This window comes from Erythrobacter sp. JB1-4, assembly GCF_057365025.1.
The window spans coordinates 2,190,124-2,210,674 of record NZ_CP200292.1; the positions used below are offsets into that span (position 1 = coordinate 2,190,124).

The 20,551-nt window shown below is 56.8% G+C and carries 11 protein-coding genes and 1 pseudogene; 7 read left to right on the plus strand and 5 right to left on the minus strand.

Going from position 1 to position 20,551, the window contains the following annotated elements; all coding sequences use genetic code 11:
* Positions 1 to 37 precede the first annotated feature (37 nt).
* Positions 38 to 1,246 (plus strand): NupC/NupG family nucleoside CNT transporter, encoded by a 1,209-nt coding sequence (locus AC0V61_RS10180; RefSeq protein ID WP_486159517.1) that lies wholly within the window; start codon positions 38 to 40, stop codon positions 1,244 to 1,246.
* Here AC0V61_RS10180 and AC0V61_RS10185 read toward each other — a convergent pair.
* Complete coding sequence (locus AC0V61_RS10185) at positions 1,243 to 1,800, minus strand: phosphoribosyltransferase (RefSeq protein WP_486157197.1); 558 nt, start codon at positions 1,798 to 1,800, stop codon at positions 1,243 to 1,245. The two genes, AC0V61_RS10180 and AC0V61_RS10185, sit on opposite strands and share 4 nt — an antisense overlap.
* A 198-nt stretch (positions 1,801 to 1,998) precedes the next feature.
* On the opposite strand from AC0V61_RS10185, the pseudogene AC0V61_RS10190 reads away from it, so the two are divergent.
* From AC0V61_RS10190 to AC0V61_RS10215, 6 genes and pseudogenes are all read left to right on the plus strand, one after another.
* Positions 1,999 to 3,196, plus strand: a pseudogene (locus AC0V61_RS10190) (acyl-CoA dehydrogenase family protein).
* A 24-nt stretch (positions 3,197 to 3,220) separates the two neighbouring features.
* Positions 3,221 to 4,354: an acyl-CoA dehydrogenase family protein gene (locus tag AC0V61_RS10195; RefSeq protein ID WP_486157199.1), complete on the plus strand. Its 1,134-nt coding sequence runs from the start codon at positions 3,221 to 3,223 to the stop codon at positions 4,352 to 4,354.
* A 248-nt stretch (positions 4,355 to 4,602) separates the two neighbouring features.
* Positions 4,603 to 6,015 carry a multiheme c-type cytochrome gene (locus tag AC0V61_RS10200; RefSeq protein ID WP_486157201.1) on the plus strand — a complete coding sequence of 471 codons (1,413 nt, stop codon included), beginning with the start codon at positions 4,603 to 4,605 and terminating at the stop codon, positions 6,013 to 6,015.
* 2 nt (positions 6,016 to 6,017) lie between these two features.
* Positions 6,018 to 7,982, plus strand: coding sequence for a heme-binding protein (locus AC0V61_RS10205; RefSeq protein WP_486157203.1), 1,965 nt, complete (start codon positions 6,018 to 6,020; stop codon positions 7,980 to 7,982).
* Between the two features lie 3 nt (positions 7,983 to 7,985).
* Entirely contained in the window at positions 7,986 to 9,887 is a 1,902-nt protein-coding gene (locus AC0V61_RS10210) for a hypothetical protein (protein ID WP_486157205.1), read from the plus strand.
* Between the two features lie 68 nt (positions 9,888 to 9,955).
* Entirely contained in the window at positions 9,956 to 14,377 is a 4,422-nt protein-coding gene (locus AC0V61_RS10215) for an LVIVD repeat-containing protein (protein WP_486157207.1), read from the plus strand.
* A gap of 77 nt (positions 14,378 to 14,454) precedes the next feature.
* Here the strand turns inward: AC0V61_RS10215 and AC0V61_RS10220 are convergent, their stop codons facing one another.
* The 4 genes from AC0V61_RS10220 to AC0V61_RS10235 are packed head-to-tail and all read right to left on the minus strand — an operon-like array spanning position 14,455 to position 20,518.
* The gene (locus AC0V61_RS10220) at positions 14,455 to 15,375 is read right to left on the minus strand and encodes a metallophosphoesterase (RefSeq protein WP_486157209.1); all 921 of its coding nucleotides are present in this window, start codon (positions 15,373 to 15,375) and stop codon (positions 14,455 to 14,457) included.
* A 1-nt stretch (position 15,376) separates the two neighbouring features.
* Positions 15,377 to 17,167, minus strand: a complete 1,791-nt coding sequence (locus AC0V61_RS10225) for a cytochrome c3 family protein (protein WP_486157211.1) — start codon at positions 17,165 to 17,167, stop codon at positions 15,377 to 15,379.
* A gap of 13 nt (positions 17,168 to 17,180) precedes the next feature.
* The gene (locus tag AC0V61_RS10230; RefSeq protein ID WP_486157213.1) at positions 17,181 to 18,044 is read right to left on the minus strand and encodes a hypothetical protein; all 864 of its coding nucleotides are present in this window, start codon (positions 18,042 to 18,044) and stop codon (positions 17,181 to 17,183) included.
* Positions 18,044 to 20,518 carry a cyclic nucleotide-binding domain-containing protein gene (locus AC0V61_RS10235; protein WP_486159519.1) on the minus strand — a complete coding sequence of 825 codons (2,475 nt, stop codon included), beginning with the start codon at positions 20,516 to 20,518 and terminating at the stop codon, positions 18,044 to 18,046. The genes AC0V61_RS10230 and AC0V61_RS10235 overlap by 1 nt, the downstream gene beginning before the upstream one ends.
* Between the last annotated feature and the right edge of the window lie 33 nt (positions 20,519 to 20,551).

Sequence of the window (20,551 nt, forward strand, 5' to 3'; positions counted from 1 at the left end):
TCTTAGGAGAACACCCCTGATTGGACTGTTGGGAATTGTGGTTCTGGTTGGCATTGCCGTGCTTCTTTCAGAGGCGCGCGGGAGCATCCAATACATCAACGCTGCGCGCGCGCTGGCATTGCAAATCGCAATTGCGGTGCTCGCCTTGGTGACGCCAGTGGGACAAGCTGTCTTGCAAGGGCTTTCTGCCGGGGTGGTGGAGGCTATCTCCTACGCCAATGCCGGGATCGGATTTGTCTTCGGCCCGCTTGCCAATCCGGCAGATGGGCTCATCCTCGCCTTCCAAGTGCTGCCCGTGATCATTTTTATCGCCACAATCATGGCGGTGCTGTTCCACCTGGGCGTCATGACATGGGTGATCCGCATCATCGGCGGCGGTTTGCGGTTTCTGACGGGCGCATCGCGGCTCGAATCCACTTGCGGCGCGGCGAATATTTTCGTTGGCATGGCCGAAAGCCCGCTCACCATTCTGCCATACCTTCCGAAAATCTCACGCGCGCAAATGTTTGTCATGATGTCGCTTGGTCTCTCCAGCGTCGCGGGCACAGTTCTGGTTGCCTATTCCGCGCTTGGTATTCGCTCTGATCTGCTGCTCACGGCCGCCTTTATGGCGCCGGCGGGAGGCATATTGTTCGGGCGTATGCTGGTCCCTGAAACAGGCGAGCCGTTTGATCTGGATGATAGCGACAACGCAAATCCCGCAAGCCTTTCCAACGCCTCCAGCCTGATCGAGGCGGCCACCGATGGCGCAACTTTGGGCATGCAAATCATGTTGAGCGTGATTGCGGTGCTCATCGGCTTTATTGCTGGCATCGCTTTGCTCAATGGCATTTTGGGCGGGATCGGCGGGCTTCTGGGCTTTCCCGATTTGAGCCTCGAATTGTTGATTGGTTATGCCTTTGCGCCCGTCTCATACATCATCGGGGTTCCATGGGAGGAAGCATCGCGCGCTGGCGTGTTCTTAGGCCAGAAAGTCGTTCTCAATGAATTCCTTGCTTATGCCAATTTTGCCCCTGTTGCCGATGAATTCAGCGCGGCTGGTCAGATTGCCCTCATCATCGCCATGTGCGGTTTTGCGAACTTTGGTGGGCTTGCAATTTTGATCGCAGGGCTGGGTGCTGCGGTGCCAGAGCGTAAGGCGGAAATATCCAAGCTGGGCATCAAAGCGCTGCTTGCAGGCACATTGTCGAACTTCACCAGCGCCGCGATTGTAAGCGTGATTTTTGCCCTTGGTGGCTTCGCTTAATCGCGCCCCAAAACCACGCCCGCACTCGGTTTATGTTCGCGGATTTCTTCATCCGTCAGCCCCTGCAATTCATGCGGGAAGACCAGCCAATCGTCGGTCTCATGCACATAATAATCAGGCGCTAAATCGGTCTGGTTGCGCGATGGTTTATAGTACACGGTTGCCACTTTGATCGTCTCGGGCAGATTGCGCCGGCATTTTGAAGCAAGCTCACTAAGGAGCGCTTCTATAGAACGGCCAGTGTCGAACACATCGTCGATGATGAGCAGCGAGTGTTCTTTATCCAGCGTGTCGATCAGGTAATTGAGCCCCAGCACGCGGACGTGTTTTTCCTGCTGATCAATGCCGGTGTAGGATGAAGTGCGCACAGCAATATGGTCGCACGGGTGCCCACGATATTCTAGCAATTCCTGCACCGCGATCCCGATCGGCGCACCGCCGCGCCAAATCCCGACGATATGAGTGGGGCAAAATCCCGATTCGATAATCTGGTCGCCCAGCACAAAGGAATCTTCCAAAAGACCATCGGCGCTTAAGAATGTTTTTGAGATCATCTTTGGTCACGCCCTGATGCGTTGGATTGCCCGCTTCCCTTACGGCTTTGGGCCTCGTGTGATAGTTTGCATCCAAACATAAAGCACGCGCGTTGCTTTTCATAGAACACACCATGCCTGAAATGCGATCAAAGAGCCCTTGACGTTTACGTAAGCTCTGGCAGGACAGGCCCAACGAAAGCTAACCGGAGAGAGAGCATGAATCTGGAGTTCACGCCCGAAGAAAACGCCTTCCGCGAAGAAGTGCGCGCCTTTATCGAAGCCAATCACCCAAAGCACCTTGAAGGTATGGGCAACCGCGAAGACATGTCACCTGAAGACATGACCGCATGGCACAAAATCCTAGGCAAAAAAGGGTGGTCTGCACCTGCGTGGCCTACCGAATATGGCGGCACCGGCTGGGATCTCGACCCAGCGTTACATCTGGTCCGAAGAGAATGCGCGCATTGGCACCTTTATGCCGCTGCCGTTTGGCGTCTCTATGGTTGGCCCGGTGATCTACACCTTCGGCAATGAACAGCAGAAGAAAGAACACCTTCCTGGTATTTTGAGCGGCGATGTATGGTGGTGTCAGGGCTATTCAGAGCCGGGCGCTGGTTCTGATTTGGCCTCGCTCAAGACAACAGCGGTCCGCGACGGCGATCATTATGTGATCAACGGTCAGAAGACCTGGACCACTCTTGCACAGCACGCCGATTGGGGCTTCTTCCTGTGCCGCACCGATCCCGATGCGGCGAAACCTCAGGAAGGCATTTCTTTCATCCTCGTCGACATGAAAACGCCGGGTGTTGAAGTGAAGCCGATCAAGCTCATCGATGGCGGTTATGAGGTCAACGAAACCTGGCTCACCGATGTTCGTGTGCCGGTTGAAAACCTTGTTGGGACCGAGAACATGGGCTGGACCTATGCGAAATTCCTCCTCGCCCACGAACGCTCAGGCATCGCTGGTGTTGCACGCTCCAAGCGCGGTGTTGAGAAGCTGCGCGAGATTGCGGCCAATGAAACCATGGACGGCGCGCCGCTCATGGCTGACTTCGATTTTGCCCGCAAAGTGAGCCAGCTTGAGATTGATCTGGCAGCGCTTGAAATCACCGAACTACGCACGCTCGCAGGTGAACAAGCAGGCAAGGGCCCTGGTCCGGAAAGCTCGATCCTCAAGATCAAAGGGACCGAAATTCAGCAGCGCCTTACCGAACTCACGCTTGAAGCGGTGGGTTCATACGGCACGCCAATGTATGGCTCGATCGCGGATCATGGTTCGAACGAATATCAGATCGGTCCCGACTATGCTCAGCATTCAGCGGCGACCTATTTCAATATGCGCAAGACCTCGATCTACGGCGGATCGAATGAAATTCAGCGCAACATCATCACGAAAATGATCCTCGGCCTTTAAGGCTAGGGCTAGGGAGAGACAAAAGTGGATTTCAATTTCACTGAAGAGCAGGACATGGTGCGCGATGGATTGTCGCGCATGGTCCGTGAGCAATACGGCCCAGAAGAGCGCCGCCAACTGATCGCAAGCGACGCTGGTTGGAGCACAGCGGTCTGGCGACAACTCGCTGAACTCGGCATCCTTGGTATGAGCTTTAGCGAGGAAGACGGCGGCTTTGGCGGCGGCGCGGTGGATTCCATGGTTATTATGGAAGAGTTCGGTAAAGGCCTCGTGGTCGAGCCATTCGTGCCCACCGTGGTGTGTGCAGGCGGGTTTCTAAAGCACGCTGGTACGGCGGCGCAGAAAGAAGAGCATATCGGTGGCATCGTCTCGGGCGAGCGCGTGTTTGCCTTTGCTTATGCCGAGCCGCGCGGGCGCTATGACCTTGCCAACCTTGAAACCACCGCCAAGAAAGACGGCGGCGACTATGTTCTCAATGGCCACAAAGCGGTCGTTATCGGCGCGCCTTGGGCAAGCCACCTTGTGGTCACCGCTCGCACTGGCGGCGCGCAAACTGATCATGAAGGCATCAGCGTCTTTGTGGTCGACAAGTCGGCTGAGGGCGTCACCACTCGCGACTACGCGACGGTTGACGGTCGCCGTGCATCGGAAGTCTATTTCGAAAACGTGCGCGTGCCAACAGAGGCTCTCATCGGTGAAGAGGGTAACGCTCTCCCATTGATCGAACGTGTGACTGACGAAGCGATTGCGGCCCAATGCGCAGAAGCTTGCGGCGCGATGAAGGTCGCTCATGCAATGACGCTGGATTATGCCAAACAGCGCAAGCAGTTCGGCGTTCCAATCGCCAGCTTCCAAGTGCTGCAACACCGCATGGTTGATATGTACACTGAATACGAGTGCTCGGTCTCGATGACTTATCTTGCTACGCTGCGCCTCGACGCTGATGAGCGCACGCGCAAACAGGCAGTCTCTGCTGCCAAGGTTCGCGTCGCACAAGCTGCGCATCACGTGGGGCAGGAAGCAATTCAGATCCACGGTGGCAACGGTATGACCGATGAATACGCCATTGGTCACTATTTCAAACGCCTCACAATCTTTGATTCTGAGTTCGGCAATATCGACCACCACATGAAGCGGCACATCGCGCTTAGCGCCTGAGCTTAGCCACAATTTATCAAGAGCCTCGCAAGCGCATGGACGCTTTCGGGGCTTTTGTGTTTTGCATCACTTTTTTGCGAGGCTAGCTGGTCTAAGGGACAATCAAGGTTGCATCCTTGCTCAAGCTTTGAGAGATTAAGCCACGCGGGATCGAGCGGACGGGCGAAATTATGGGGGCTGATGGGCAAGGAAGGGCTTGCGCGTTCGGCCAAAACAGGCAAAGTTAGCGCATCTCCTGGGGGGAAGAGATGACAGTAGAAAAGCTAGGCTTGGAATCAGGGCCAATCTGGGGTTCTTGGGCTCCGCTGCGCCGGATTAACGCAGTGACGTTGCGCGTGATTGCGGCCTTCGGGCTTCTTGCGATGCTTCCTGCGGTCACGGCTTCTAGCAATGCAGGCTTTGAAGGTGTCGCTTCTTGCGCAGGTTCAACCTGTCATGGCCGTGCAGAGGGCAATGGCGCTGTTGTTCGCCAAGACGAAATTGCAACATGGCAAGAACCTTCCTCCGCAAGCGGTGCGCACAGCCGCGCTTATGCTGTGTTGGGCGGTCGCCGTGGCCAGCAAATTGCAAAGAGTCTTGGGCTGGGTGATGCGCGTCAGGCGAAGGACTGTCTTGGATGCCATGCGACCTATGTGCCTAGCGCTAAGAAGGGTCCGAAATTCCAGCTTTCCGATGGCGTTGGCTGTGAAAGCTGCCATGGTCCGGCGGGTGATGCTTGGCTTTCGAGCCACTACGCTATGCCGGCGACCCATGCGTCGAACGTTGCTGATGGGCTGACCCCGCTCGAGAACCCTCAGGTTCGCGCAAATGTTTGCCTCGATTGCCACTATGGTTCGACCAAGCCGGGGCAGTTTGTCACGCACTCTATGATGGCAGCAGGTCACCCTCGCGTGTCCTTTGAGCTCGACCTTTTCAGCGCTCTCCAGCAGCACCACAATATCGACGACGACTACAAGCGGCGTAAGCGTGCGCCCAATGCTGTTCGTTTCTGGGCTGTGGGTCAGGCCGAAGCTGTGAAACGTGCAACAGGCCTTTTCTCCAATCCGAAGTTTGCGATGGAAGGTGTCTTCCCGCAATATTACTTCTTCGATTGCCATTCATGCCACCGGGAAATTCAAGATTCGTCGAGCCGCCGTTTGACCTTTGAGGAAAACCCCGGCCGCCCAATCCCATTTGGCAATGCGCCGTTTAATGATGAGAACATCATCATGCTGTCTGCTGTTGCAGGTGCGCTGGTGCCGGGTCAGGCAGATGCATTCAAAAAGGCTAGCCGTGAGTTCCACGGCACTCTTGGCGGCAAAGGTGGTAACCCACGCGAGGCTGCTCGCGCATTGTCTCAGCGTGCAGGGGCTCTGTCCAATGCGCTATCGCAGCGGGCTTATGCCAATTCTGATGCATTCAAAGTGATCGATATCATCGGCAACAATGCAACCCGCCCGCGCTTCACGGATTACTCCGGATCAGTGCAAGCGGTGATGGCGGTTGATACGCTCCTTAATGGCCTCGTCACGAATGGCCGCGTGACCCCGGGCGCTGCTGCGAGCATCCGTACTAGCATCAACAAAGCCTATGCTGCGGTGGAAGAGCCCAATTCTTACAATCCAGCGGACTTCCGCACATCGCTCGCCTCGGCTCTCGCTGCTATTCGCAGGTTGAAATAGTGATGGCGGGGGGATGGAAATCATCGCGGTTTAAGGCTCTGGCTTACCTGCCACTTTTCGCATTGGCGGCGTGTGGTGGTGGAGGTGGTTCTACCCCTGCCGGTGGCGGTCCCACGGCAACACAGCCTCCTGCCCCTACGCCCACTCCGGCACCTGCGGGTGATCTGTTTGCAGCTCCCGCTCAAGAAAGTTTGAGCGTTGCCGAAGTTCAGCAAATCATCGCTCAGGCAGCGGCGCAAGCAAGCTCGCAGGGGCAAGCGGCAACGATTGCAGTAACAGACCGTGTGGGTAATGTTCTGGGCGTGTTTGTCATGCCTGGTGCGCGCGGAGAAGTGACTATTCCTGGCGCGCCAAATGGTCAGAACGTGGATATTCAGGGTCTGAATGTGCCCGCAGCTGGCGCTGCTATCGCGAAGGCGATTACGGGCGCGTATTTGTCGAGCGCCGGCAATGCGTTCTCAACCCGCGTCGCCTCGCAAATTGTGCAAGAGCATTTTCCTCCGTCACCCACCACCATCGGTTTGGAAAGCGGGCCCCTGTTCGGAGTGCAGTTCAGCCAGCTTCCCTGTTCAGACTTTAGTGCACGCGCCAGTGACGGGCTGATTGGTCCAAAGCGTTCGCCGCTCGGGCTTTCAGCAGACCCCGGCGGCTTCCCGCTGTACAAGAACGGCGTGGTTGTTGGCGGTATTGGCGTTGCAGCCGATCCTGATTACACCTTTGATCCTAACGTTCTCGACGTCGATAGCGATGTCGATGAGTTCATTGCGCTTGCGGGCACGGTTGGGTTTGAGGCGCCGGTCGAAATTCGCGCTGACCGGATTTCAGCAGATGGCACCAATTTTCGCTACACCGATGCGACCTACAATGCGCTTTCGAATGTCTCAGGCGCTAGTTTTGCTGGCACTGCGGGAGATGTGGTCGCGATCAATGGATATAGCGGCGCTGCAATCGTTGCTGGCACCGCCTACGGCAGCGAAGCCTCAGGCATTCGCCCTGCGACCGATGCGGAATTCTCGCTCGGTGGCGCATTTGTGATGTCGGATGGGGCGGGCAACAACCGCTTTCCCATTCGCGCAGGCACCGATGGGGCCGATGTTGGCACTCCGATCACTCAGGCTGAAGCGACTGCGATCCTCGAAGAAGCGTTCATCGTGATTAGCCGATCAAGGGCGCAAATCCGCAGGCCGCTCGATAGCCAGGCGCAGGTGACGCTGAGCTTGGTCGATACGCGAGGCCAAATCCTTGGCATTGTGCGTTCAGCCGATGCACCGATTTTTGGTTCGGACGTGTCCTTGCAAAAAGCGCGTACAGCCAATTTCTTCTCCGCGCCCTTTGCGGCAGATGAGCTTTTGGCGGGCGACCTTGAGGTCCCTCAATACGTTCAGCGTGTGCGTGATTTCCTTGGCGATCCCAATGCGCTCACGGGCACGTTCGCATTTGCGGATCGTTCAGGTGGGAATCTGGCGCGGCCATACTTCCCCGATGGCGAAGTCGGCACGCCCAATGGGCCGTTGTCGCGGCCGATTGAACAATTCAACCCGTTCTCAACAGGGCTTCAATCGGCGCTGGTCTTGCAGAATTTGGCCGAGCACCTCGCATTTGTAACGCAGCAATCGGCCACCGACACAGCGCGGGGCTGTACCAAACTGCCTCAAGTCGCAGGCGCGCCCCGGCTTGGTAACGGCATTCAGATCTTCCCCGGTTCGGTGCCGGTCTATCGCGGCAATCAGCTGATCGGCGGCATTGGTGTTTCAGGCGACGGGATCGATCAGGATGATATGATCAGCTTCCTGGGTCTCCACAATGCTGGTGTTCGCACGGGCACGATCAACAACGCGCCCAATAATATCCGAGCTGACCGGATTGTGGTGCAGGTTGGTACTCGCGAGGTTCGCCTTCGCTACATCAACTGTCCGTTTGCGCCTTTCCTCGATGATCCGGTGCAGAACGTGTGTGAGGGGCTCTAAATCATGAGTTCGGTCTCTCTCCTTCCTTTTATGGTCCTGATGCAGGCAGCGCCGGGTGATGAGCCTGCGACTGCGCCACCGGTTGAGGAGCCCGCGCGCAATCAGAGCGTTTCGGGACCCGGTCTTAATACGACTGCGAAGGAAGAAGCGGACGAGCTCGACAATCAGGTAATCGAAGGCCGTGAGCGCCCTGGATTTAACGAAGAGCTACCTGAAAAGGTCACGCAGGATAATCCCGGAGCGGTGCGCGCGCCGCCGCCGCAGGCGTTTTCGCCTGACCAGGTGCCGATCCCTGATCGCTGGCGGCTGATCGACAATGTGACCGATATTGATGGCAATCCGATCATCAAAGAAGCGCTGCTCGATCCCTATAATCAAAACACCTATAAGGGCGACCGTCCGATCAATCCGGACAAGGTGCCGTGGTTGCCGATCAAGGAGAACGATTGGTTCTTCGTCCTCAACGCGATCAGCGACACAGTCTATGAGCCGCGCACGTTTCCCATCCCTGTCGGTATTCAGACCACAGAGGACCCGGACCGTTTGGACGTTTTCGGCAATGATTTCTCGACCGTCCTGTCGCAGACCTTCATTGTAGGCGCAGCGCTGCTGAAGGGCTCAACTGCTTATAAACCGCCTAGCATCGAGTACCGCCTGACGCTGGCGTACAACGTCAACTATGTCGATGTGCCGGAGCGGCGTGTTCTATTTGTAGAGCCCTCTCGCCCCAGTCATCGTCTCGATCACTTCTTGGGCGTGCAGGAAGCCTTCGTCGATTACCACTTCACCGAATATGACCGCGACCGGTTCGACTTCATCTCGATCCGCGCAGGGATTCAGCCATTTCAGGCCGATTTCCGCGGTTTCCTGTTTCAGGATCAACAGCTGGGCATCCGCCTCTTCGGCAACCGGGATAACAACCGTTTCCAGTTTAATATCGCTGGGTTTTGGCGGCTTGAGAAAGACACGAACTCTGGCCTGAACTCGGTAGCGAAAACGCCGCGCGATGACTTTGTCTTTATCGCTAATGTCTACCGTCAGGATTTCCTAATCCCCGCGCTGACAAGCCAGTTCACGGTCGCCTACAACCGCAACCGCGAAGCTGACGATATTCAGATCGACACCAACGGCTTCCCGGTTCGCCCAGCGCTTCTGGGTGACCTTCGTGGGCGCGATTACGATGTCTTTTACCTTGGTTACAATGTCGATGGCCGCATCGGCCGGATCAACATCACAGGCAGCGCCTATTGGGCGCTTGGCGAAGACCGCAATTCGATCCTCACCGGCGAGCCCGTTGATATTAACGCGCAATTCGCCGCCGCTGAGCTGAGCTACGACCGCGATTGGATCCGGTTCCGGCTCTCTGGCCTCTATCAAAGCGGCGACAGCGATCCTTTTGATGATACGCATACCGGCTTTGATGCGATCTTTGAAAACCCACAGTTTGCAGGCGCAGATACATCGTACTGGATCAGACAGACGCTTCCTTTCGCAGGCGGCGGCCGGGTTATTTCGGTCAACGGCCGCAACGGTATTTTGAACACGCTGCGCTCTTCAAAAGAGCAAGGTCAATCGAATTTCCTCAACCCCGGCCTGTGGCTTGTGGGCTTGGGTGCAGACTTCGATCTGACGCCAGAAATCCGCCTTACGGGTAACGCCAACCATCTGTGGTTTGACAGCACAGCGACGCTGGAAAACTTCCGCATCGAAGGCTCAATCCCAAGCGAGATTGGCTATGACCTTTCGGCAAGCGCAATTTGGCGGCCCAAGGCGAACCAGAACATCGTGTTCCGTTTGTCAGCGGCGACACTGATTTCCGGTAATGGATTTGAAGACCTGTTTGATAATCTTGGCAATGATGGGAATTTCTACTCCATCCTTGCAAACCTGACGTTGACTTATTGATGGCGGGGGGCACCATCTTGAAGAGCCTAAGCTCAAATTTCCGCTTTTTGTCGCCAGCACATGGCCTCTTGACTGTCGCTGCACTTATCCTTGGCGTGTCGGTCTTCCAGGCCGAGACACAGGCAGCGGATAAGGAAAAGCCCACTAAGCGTGACTATAGCCTCGTGATTTCAGCGCCCGCCCCGGCACGTCAATCGCAGGCCGATGCAGACGCTAAATCCGAAGGGTGCCTCACCTGTCACCGCGCAAGCGATGCGCCGACCATGCACGAGACACCGGCAGTGGTGCTTGGCTGTGTCGATTGTCACGGCGGCAATGCATCTGTCGCTGGCAATCCGTCGCTTCCTTACGATCATCCCGATTACATCGAGGCGCGCGACACGGCGCATGTTCTGCCGAAATATCCGGATAGCTGGCATTTCCCCAGCAGTGCGAACCCAGAGAGGTCCTATGCGCTGCTGAACACGGAATCGCCGGAGTTTGTGAAATTCGTGAACCCATCGGACTACCGCGTGGCGCGCGAGGCCTGCGGATCCTGCCACATCCAAGCCATCGAAAGCGCCGAGCGTTCGATCATGGCAACGGGCGCAATGCTGTGGGGCGGGGCGACTTATAACAACGGCATTTTGCCCTTTAAGAATTACATTTTGGGTGAAGCATACACCCGCGCCGGAGACAGCGCGACCATTTCAGGCGTGGGGGCCGTGGTTGCCTCTCCCGGCGATGCTCCAAACGATCAGTTGTCTGATGAGCAGAAGGCGCGCGGCGTTCTGGGACAGCTTTATCCGCTTCCCACTTGGCATGTGACCCCGCCAGCAGACGTCTTCCGCGTGTTTGAGCGCGGTGGTCGCACGATCAACTCGCAATTTCCAGAGATTGGCCAGCCCAATATCACAGGCCGTATCCAGCTTCTCGAAGAGCCAGGGCGTCCTGACCTCAAGCAATCCAACCGTGGCCCAGGCACAGGTCTGCGCGTCGCGATCCCGGCGCTCAACATTCACAAGACGCGCCTCAACGACCCGTTCACCTGGTTTATGGGTACCAATGATCAGCCGGGCGATTATCGCCACTCAGGCTGCGCATCGTGCCACGTCATTTATGCCAATGATCGCGAACCGCGCCACTCGCTGACTTATGCAAAATATGGCCGCGATGGTCAGACGGTGACGGTTGACCCGTGCATCAACCCAGAGGCGAACACGAACTCAGCGCTGCAATGCTATGCCCGGGTTACCGGGGCAGAGCGCAATCCGGGTGAAGCTGGTGGCCACGGCTATAAGAAAGACATTGGCCTTCCCAAAAGCGGTCTCAAAGACGGCGGCTATGAGGGTAAGGGCGCAGGCGGGCACGGCGCTCTGAAAGGTCCTGAAGATCACGCGGACGACCATGGCTCGCATGGCAAGCCCAAGCGTGAAAAAGGCCATCCGCTCAAACACGTCTTCACCAGAGCTATTCCAACCGCTCAGTGCATGACCTGTCACATGCACCAGCCCAATATCTTCCTCAATTCCTACCTTGGCTACACCATGTGGGATTATGAGTCCGACGCGCCGATGATGTGGTCGGGCCCGGAAAACCAGACGCCGCGCCCGCATGGCATGTCGGATGAAGAATACGAGGAATTCTACAAGACCCAGCGTTTCCCAACCGCTCAGCAAGTGCGAGCGATCATGGACCGCAACCCCGAAGGCGCAGCCGCGCGCGGTATGTGGGCGGATGTGGACTTCCTGCGCAATGTCTATGAATTGAACCCAGAACTCGAGCACACGCAGTTTGCCGATTATCACGGCCACGGGTGGAATTTCCGCGGCATCTTTAAACGCGACCGTGACGGCAATCTCTTGGATGCAGAGGGCGAAATCCTGCGCCCCGGCAACCCAGAAACCGACACGCCTGAAGAACAGGCCTATCACGACGAACGCTGGCGTCAGCGTTGGCGCAAAGACGGCGAGGGCAAGTTCGTTGAGGTTGAGAAAGACCCGGCGAAAAACGGCTCCAACAACCCCGGCACAGCCGTCCATATGATGAGCATTCACGCCGAGGTCGGCATGCAATGTGTGGACTGCCACTATGAGCAAGACACGCACGGCAACGGCCTCATCTATGGCGAGGTCGCCAATGCGATTGAGATCGGGTGTAAGGATTGCCACGGCACCGCCGACGCGCTCCCGACGCTTCGCACCAGCGGTCCTGCTGCGCCGCCAGAGGGTCACAACCTTGCGCTTCTGCGCAACCCTGATGGTCAGCGCCGCTTTGAGTGGACTGAGAATGACAAGGGCGAGCGGGTATTGATCCAGCGCTCTATCCTTGATCCTGAACTCCAGTGGGAAGTGAGCCTTGTTAAGAACTCGGTCGACCCGCAAAACTCGACCTTTAATGCGAAGGCCGCGCGCTCCAAATTGATGAGCACTTACGGCGCGGAAACCGGCAACTTTGAATTCGGTGCCGGCATCGCCAAGGGCGAACGCGCCCATGATGATGACAATATGGCTTGCTTTACGTGCCACCTTTCCTGGACCACCTCGTGCGGCGGGTGTCACTTGCCGATTGAGGCGAACTGGAAGACCAAGTCGCACCGTTATGAAGGCGGCTCGACCCGTAACTTTGCGACCTACAACCCGCAGGTTGCGCGCGATCAGATGTTCCAACTGGGCAAGCACCAGACCACCAAAGGCAACCAAACCGCTCCTGTTCGTTCGACCTCGGCTCTCGTGCTGTCCTCAACCAACATCAACCGCGAACGCATTTATGTGCAGCAGCCGCCGATCTCGGCGATTGGCTTCTCATCACAGGCCTTTGCGCCGCACTTCCCGCACACTGTGAGGAAGACAGAGACAAAGCAGTGTTCTGACTGTCACTTGTCCGAGGCGGAAGACAACAACGCCATCATGGCGCAGCTCCTGCTGCTCGGTACAAACTATGTGAACTTTGTCGGCATGCATGCCTTCACCGGGCTCGAAGGCGGTATCTCAGCCGTACGCGTCACCGAATATGACGAACCGCAAGCTGTGCTGGGCTCTTACCTCCACCGCTACTCCTATCCCGATTATTGGCGCCGCCATGTCGAGGACAACGGACGTGAGCTTAAGAACTGGGTGCGCGGTGAGGCGTTTGATGGCGATATCTCGGGTGAGACCAAGCCGTTCGAAGAATTCGTGAACGTCCATGAAGGCACCGGCGACCAGGTCCGCTGTCTGCAAATGCGCGGAGAGTACCTGTTCGTTGCGGAAGGTAAGGGCGGTTTCCGCGCTTACGACATCGCTTCGATCGCCAATAAAGGCATCTCAGAGCGTATTATCACCGCGCCATTCTCACCTTTGGGCCATGACACCCATGTGGACACCCAGAATGCGACCTGCATGGCGGTGGCCACCAACCAGCCCATCGCGCCAGAGCGCAACACGGCCCGCATGCGCGAGGTCAATGAAGAGCAACCGTTTAGCCCAATCTATGACTATGCGTTCATCACGGATAGCGAAGAGGGCCTCATTGCGGTTGATGTGAATACATTGAACGACGGCGAGTTCCGCAACAACTTCTTCAACCGTGCGCGGTTCGATAATGGTTCGGATGCCTTCAACCCTGACGGTGTGCTCAATGGCGCAAGCCACATCACGCTGGCGGGCGACTATGCCTATATCACCGCAGATGCTGGACTCGTGGTGGTCTATCTGCCGAAGGATATTCCAGACAATCCTGCGACCGCTTACCGCGATGAGTGCGAGATTGATCCTGCGAACCCATCGGAAAGCTGCCTTGCACCGCGTGTGATGAGCGTTACTCCGCTCCAAGGCGCACGGGCGAGCACGATCCAGTTCCGCTACCTTTGGGTGACGGACAATGAGGGTCTCAAAGTCTTCGACGTGACCGATATGGCAAGCCCAGTGGCCGTGCCTGAGGCGACTTATCCGATCGCTGATGCCCGCCGCATCTATGTCGCTCGCACTTACGCTTATGTCGCAGCCAAGAGCGATGGCCTCATGATCTTTGATGTGAAGAACCCGCGTGCGCCCAAGCTCTATAAGAAAGTGACCTTGGACGGCACTCTGAATGACGCAGAAGACGTGATCGTTGGCTCCACCAACGCATCCCTCTTCGCTTACGTCGCGGACGGAGTGAATGGGATGAAAGTCCTCCAGCTCACCAGCCCTGATAGCCAGCGCAATTTCTACGGCTTTAGCCCTGCGCCAATGCCTGAGCTTGTCTCTTACGCGAAAACGCCTTCGCCAGCGCTTGCGCTTTCTAAAGGCCTCGACCGCGACCGTGCGGTGGATGAAACCGGCGGGCAAATGGCAGTGTTTGGACGCCTTGGTTCACGGCCATTCACACGTGATGAGATGGAGAAGCTCTTCATGACCAGAGCGGGCGTTCCATGGAAGGTCACCGATGATGTGAACATGGATCGCTGGGTAGGCGGCAGCTTCGGTCCCGACATGGCTGTTCGCCGCGAAGAGGCTGAAGAAGAGGACGAGGAAAACCTCGGCGGCTAAGCGCCGGGGCCTCTACGACTCAGCACATTCGCAATACATGATTGAATTCACCAAAAAATGGCCAGTCCACCTTGGGCCTATTCGACGCGCTCGGCGAAGAGGCCTTTCATCATCGGTTTGATATGCTCTTCAAACCGGGCAAGCGTTTGCCACTGACCCACGGGTTGGAAGTGCGAGACGAAGCTGCGATCGCGCCAGATGTGCAAACTGTAGAACGGGGGCTCTGCGTCAACGATAGGCCGATGATCGGCCACATCAGTATCCATCGGGCGAAGGTCCAACGATACGGCCGGGGCCACTGCTGGCGTCACGCTGATCGGAATACCCTCTATCACAGTGTGCAATGGCCGGTGCAGATGCCCAGCCTGGATCGAAAGGATCTGTTTGTGCCCGCGCACTGTATCACGGAAACGGATCATCCAAGGCTCGTTCGGCTTGGGGTCCATCCAGTCAATCGATGAGACACATGGCGGATGGTGGATGAAAAGCACCGTTGGCGTATCGGGATACGCCTCTAGCTCTTTGGTGAGCCATGCAGCGCGCACTTCACAGAATGCACCGCCGTGACGGCCCGGTTCAAAGCTATCGAGGCAAAGCACACGAAGCTTCTCATCGCCTTCGCCAAACTCCAGAGCGAACTGAGCGAAACCATCGGCCACTGGACACTCTGGATTGATTTCGAGCATCACATCGCGGCTGTCGTGGTTGCCTGGGATAATCTCATAGGGGATTGGGCAATCCGCCATGAGGTCGCGGATGCGGATGTAGCAATCAGCGCTGCCATTGTCAGTAAGGTCACCGGAAAGGATCAGCAGATCGGGCTGCACCGGTTGGCTTAGCAGATGGCCAAGCACATTGCGGAAGCGAACGAAGTTAAACTCGTTCTCGCCAGCCTCAGGCTCAAAACCGACGTGAGTGTCGGTGATTTGCGCAATCAGAACTCCCGCACCGGGTTTTGTCGCGATAGGTGCGCCGCCATTCGGCCTGTTTCCATCCATCCTAACGCCTTAGACTGCTCAAGATTGCTGCAACATTATCATTAGAGCCATTTCCGGGCAAATCGGGATGATCCTCCGGCTTCCAGGGCATCGCAGGCGTGTGATAGCCGTGGCACATCGCACAGCTTGAAGGCACAATCTCTTCGGTTTTCACCGCCGTTTCACCAAGGTGACAATCGCGGCAGCTTTCGAGATCTGGGATCAACAAGTCAGTTGCTTTGCCTGACGTGTCCGTCGCGTGGCAATCGGTGCACTCGGCAACATCATCGCCGTGTGCCTCGTGCGGGAAGAAACCTTTGTGGATGTATTTGTCCGGGATGTTGACTGGCACCAAGTCAGGGCGACCGTCTTTCGTGGTGCGCAGGTGGCAATCTCCGCATGTGCCGCCTTTCTCAAGCGCACGGGTAATCGCAAGGTAAGCGCCCATGGGGCGACCAAAGTTTGCGTAATAACGACCGCCTGAGCTGTATTGTCCTGGTCGCCCACGACCGGATTGAATTGTTCGTCGAGAGCTAAGGTTTACCTTGGCAAGGTCTTCCATCAGATCTGACACATCGCCGTGGCGAAGCGAAGTGAACGCGCCGCCCGCTGTGCCAGAGACGAGGCTATGGCAGGCCTCACAAGAGTCTTCCATGACAACCGGCTTGAACCCGCCCGGCGCTGATTTGTCTTCCTCATGGCAATCGCTGCACTCAAGCGGTGCGCCATATTGCGAGAGGCTGAGCGCCATCTTGGCAGCACCCCCGGTTTCAGAGACGTGGATGTCGTGCGGGAAGACAAGGCCGCTTTTCTCAACCGGCTTGTCGTCAAGGCTAATGCGTTTGGCTTCCTTAGCAAAGTGCGCATCGTAGAACTTAGGGCGGAACTGCGGGTGTTTCTCGCCAAAGTCGCCTGCATTTCCAAAGCTCACATCGGTGAGACGCACGTCCATATCGTTGTGACAATCGGAGCAGAATTTTTCATCCGACGCTTCGAGCTTGACCGGACCCTCGTGCTCTGAGTGGCATGAGACACAGCCCAGCGGACCTTCTTTGCCGAGCGCTTGGCCGATGTTCCATTGGATTTCATCGCCTGTGCTCATGGGAGCCATGCCGGTCAGCTGACGGTCCATCTTTGCATGGTCATCAAGCTCTTCATGGCAAGTGATACAGGTCTCATCTTGGACCGAGACAAAGGCGGTCTGGTGGCAGGCTTCGCAATTGTCCTCAAGGTCATGGTGAGCCATGCTGAGATCGCCGGTGCTCCAAGACGCATCCATCAGGACAGCGCCTTTGTCGACGTTTTCTGGATCGTTCTCTACCCGCTCACGGAATTGGTGAGAGAGGATCGGTACAGACAGCAGCAGCACAAAGATCAGGCCAAAGAAAGTCCATGCCATCGCGCGCTTGCTGGGCATGGCGCTCGCCATAAGGAAGCCCGCTTCGGGTTCGCCCGATGCTTTGTCCCTGGGCGCTGGCTGGATGTTGATTTTGACAGGCCCGTCTGCGTCACGCGAGATCGCAAGGAGGGCGGGGCCCACTGCGATGTCCGAACCGGCATTGGGATCAATACGTGCCTCGGTAACGCTTTCTCCGTCGCAATCAAACGGCAGCTCACCAATCGCGCGGGCAGCGATCATCCCCTGGCCAGCGTCGGTCAGCTTTAGGTGCTGAAGTTCAACTGTGAGGTCGGGCAAGTGAATGTCGCTCGCCGGGTCTCGGCCGACGACAAGCGTGTTTTTCTCAACAGTGCGGTCGCGGACGATTTCGCGCCCGGATTTCGCAACAGCAATGGTGCGGATCAAGAATGCCATAGTCTTATCCCCCTCACCAATAATAGAACACGCTGATCACATGCGCGAGAAGGCTCGCAAGCAGGGCGATCGTTGCCGGAATGTGGATGAAGAGCCAGACCTCAAGCAGCGCTTTGATGCGCAGGTGTCGGCGGATTTGCGCGAGTTGTTCAGCGCGATTTGTTAGCAGCTCATGGACGCGCGTTTCGGCTTCGCTTCCCGAGGCCGGGATGCCACCCAAAGCGCGCTTTGTCGCGCAACCGGGATAGGAGTTGGTCAGGCGAGAGAGAGCGCCGCCATAGAAAATATCCTGTTTGAGCGCGTCAATCACAAGGTCGCAGGCGGCACGGCCCAAGGGTTGCGCGGCGCTGTCGAGCTTCTTGTCGATATCGGCGATCACATCGAGCATATCACCGCCGGTTTTATCACCGCGGTTTGCGGACAACTCCTTAGGCAGCGCTGCGTAGGCATAGACGCCATAGATGCCGCTAAAGATCACAATCAACATCAGGACATAAGCAAGCGTGTGAACGTTCCATCCGATCTGAAACCCGGTGTGAAGCGTCCCCACCACGATGAGCGCAAGGCCAAGGTACACATGCGCACTGGTCCAAGCCTTGAGGCTCCAAGCGCCTTCTGAAATCCGGCGTTTGCGGATACCCAGCATGGAAAGCCAGACGATCAACAACAGGCCGATTGTGCCAAGCGTGTAGCCATACCAGCTGCCACCATTAGGACGCGGTTCTTGGTCGATCAGCGCATAGCCAATAATGCTAGCCACGCAGAGCAAAAGTGCCATCCAAAGCCAGCGAAAGCGCTTGTGTTTGAGGAAGCTGATATGGTCAGCATCGCGGCGTTTCTCGTCTTGGGAGAAGCGGGTTTCTGCAGCGGTCGCCATCAGCTTTCCACGTCCTCTGTCATTTTGGCAAAGGTCAGGAATTTGTCAGGCGATACGCGGATTGCAGCGCCAGTTGGGCATGCACGAACGCATGAGGGACCGCCCTCGATCCCTGCGCACATATCGCATTTGACGGCCTTCTTGGCGACGCCGCTATCTGCATTTTCCTTGCGCCACGAATAAGGCGCTTCACCGGGTCCGGGGCCTGAACCAAACATCATCCATTTGAGAAGACTTGGCTTTTCCGGCGGCACCGGTTCCATGCTGATCACGCCATAAGGGCAGTAGCTTTTGCAATTGCCGCAGCCGATGCAGGTTTCACGGTTGATATCAACCTCGCCATCTGGCCCGCGCTGAATTGCGTTGGGCGGGCAATCGGTCATGCAGTGCGGATGCTCGCAGTGGCGGCAGCTGATGGGCACGTGAAGATAAGCGAAGGTCTTGCCCGTCTCGCGGTCAAGGCGCGAGAGACCATCATGGCTGTCCGCACACGCCTTTTCGCAATTGTCGCAGCCAATGCACAGGCGCTCATCAATCAAGAGCGCATCGGTTGCCTCACCCATTCCCTCATCAAAGAGGAAGGAGGCAAGGCCTGAGAAATCGTCGACTTTGCCGTCTTCGTTGCTTTGTTTGCTCTCAAGCTCTTCATTGGAACGGCGACGATCATCCATAATCTGGAGCGCGCGTTCGCGAAGTTGGGGTTTCTTATCAAGCAGCTCAAGGAAGGCTTGACCTTGCAATCGGATGACTTCCGATTTCACAGCTGCCTTGACCGTGGACATGCGCGGTTGCCCGTCAATCACGCCCATTTCACCAAACAGATTGCCCGCAGAAATAAGACCAAGGAAGGTCGCTTGCCCTTCGGTTTGCTTCTCAACCCGCATCGAGCCAAAGCGCACGATGAAGACGTCTTTGTCTTCGGTGTCCCCTTCGGTGATCACAGGTTTGCCCGCACTGATCTGCTCGGTGACGGCGCTGTCGACGAGGGGGCGAATATCGTCGGGCGTTAGCCCTGAGCCGAACAGCTGAAGCATTTGGCGTTCGATTGAAATACGCTTTAGGGCTTCTGCTGCCTCGGGCGAGGAGCCGATGAGCTTCAAAGCGGCCTTACGCGAAAGCTCGACCACCACGGTGTCTTCAGCGGCACGAATGGTTGCACCCCGGCGGCGTCCGGAAACAAGGCCGACCTCGCCAAAGATCGATCCCTGTCCAATGGGCACCGTAATCGAAGGATCGTTGGGATTAACCTCAACCGCTACGCTTCCTTCGGCAATCGCGAAGAGCGATGACCCAGGCGCATCCCGGCGGAAAATCGGCTCACCCGGCGCAAATGCTGTGCAGATACTATCGAGCATAAGTTCGCGCATTTGCAGCGTGGAAAGACCGCCAAAGATCGCGACATTATTGCGGTATAGCTCAAGCCAATAGTCAACAGATTTGCCGCCTGGCAGGTTCTCAAACACCTTCTCAAGCAGTGGCTCATCCGCCGGTTTTACAGCAGAGCCGGTCGCCAGATATTCGATGACGTCATAGCCCTGGTTCATACAGTGCTTGATCAGCGGGTAGCCCGCGAGCGCACCAATGACGAACACACCCGCCTTAGTGGTTTCAAACTCGGCAGAAAGTTTCGGGAAAGCGCTTCGGTCTTCGGATGTGAACTCGATCCCCATCGATTCGATGAACTTACGCGGAGGCTGAGAACCAATGCGCGTGATGATCATATCGCAGGGGATGACCTCTTGGCCGGTTTCGGTCTCAACCACCATCTCACCATCGCGCACTTCAGCAGGCGAGGTGCGATAGGCGATCCTGAGTTGCCCCTCTTCATCGGCGGATGTGAGGTCAGTTGCGTTCTTGGTCTTTGCCTTCGCAAAATCTGTGCCGCGGTTGAGGATGGTGACCGTGTTGCCAAGCGCCGGATCAGTCGCAAGGCCAAGCGCGTTTTCAATCCCCGCATCGCCTGTTCCCACCACGACAACATTCTTGTCAAAGTGATCTTCCGGGTCATCCAATTGCGGTGTGATCATCGGGTGATCTGCGCCCGGGCAGCGGAGGAGATTGGGGTTTCCTTGCGTCCCAATCGCCAAAATGATGGTCTCGGCCTGAACCGTGTCACCATCTTTCAGCTTAATCTGAAACCCGCCCTTATCGCCTTCAACCGCGACAACTTCAGAGTTTAGCCTCGTGTTGATCTCAAAATCCTGAACCTCATGATCGGGCTCTGGAATGCTGGGATCGACGATCCGGCAATGTTTGTTCCAAATGCCAAGGATACGCTCACGCGTGCCCTCTTCGAACTCCATGCCCTCAGCAACGCCTTCTTCGTACCCGCCCCCACGCAAAGCGAGGTCGGAAGGGGTCGCCATGACGTGCTTACCCTTTTGGTATTTGAAAATGGTATCGGACAGGTGATCGGTTTTTTCGAGCAGGATGTGCGACATCCCACGCTTAGCGGCCTGTCCCGCAGCGCTCATCCCGGCTGGGCCGGAGCCAATAATGGCGACTTT

Coding starts and splice junctions, on each gene's coding strand:
- AC0V61_RS10185 (WP_486157197.1), bottom strand. CDS start 1,800: ATGATCTCAAAAACATTCTTAAGCGCCGATGGTCTTTTGGAAGATTCC.
- AC0V61_RS10200 (WP_486157201.1), top strand. CDS start 4,603: ATGACAGTAGAAAAGCTAGGCTTGGAATCAGGGCCAATCTGGGGTTCT.
- AC0V61_RS10205 (WP_486157203.1), top strand. CDS start 6,018: ATGGCGGGGGGATGGAAATCATCGCGGTTTAAGGCTCTGGCTTACCTG.
- AC0V61_RS10210 (WP_486157205.1), top strand. CDS start 7,986: ATGAGTTCGGTCTCTCTCCTTCCTTTTATGGTCCTGATGCAGGCAGCG.
- AC0V61_RS10220 (WP_486157209.1), bottom strand. CDS start 15,375: ATGGATGGAAACAGGCCGAATGGCGGCGCACCTATCGCGACAAAACCC.
- AC0V61_RS10225 (WP_486157211.1), bottom strand. CDS start 17,167: ATGGCATTCTTGATCCGCACCATTGCTGTTGCGAAATCCGGGCGCGAA.
- AC0V61_RS10230 (WP_486157213.1), bottom strand. CDS start 18,044: ATGGCGACCGCTGCAGAAACCCGCTTCTCCCAAGACGAGAAACGCCGC.
- AC0V61_RS10235 (WP_486159519.1), bottom strand. CDS start 20,518: ATGAGCGCTGCGGGACAGGCCGCTAAGCGTGGGATGTCGCACATCCTG.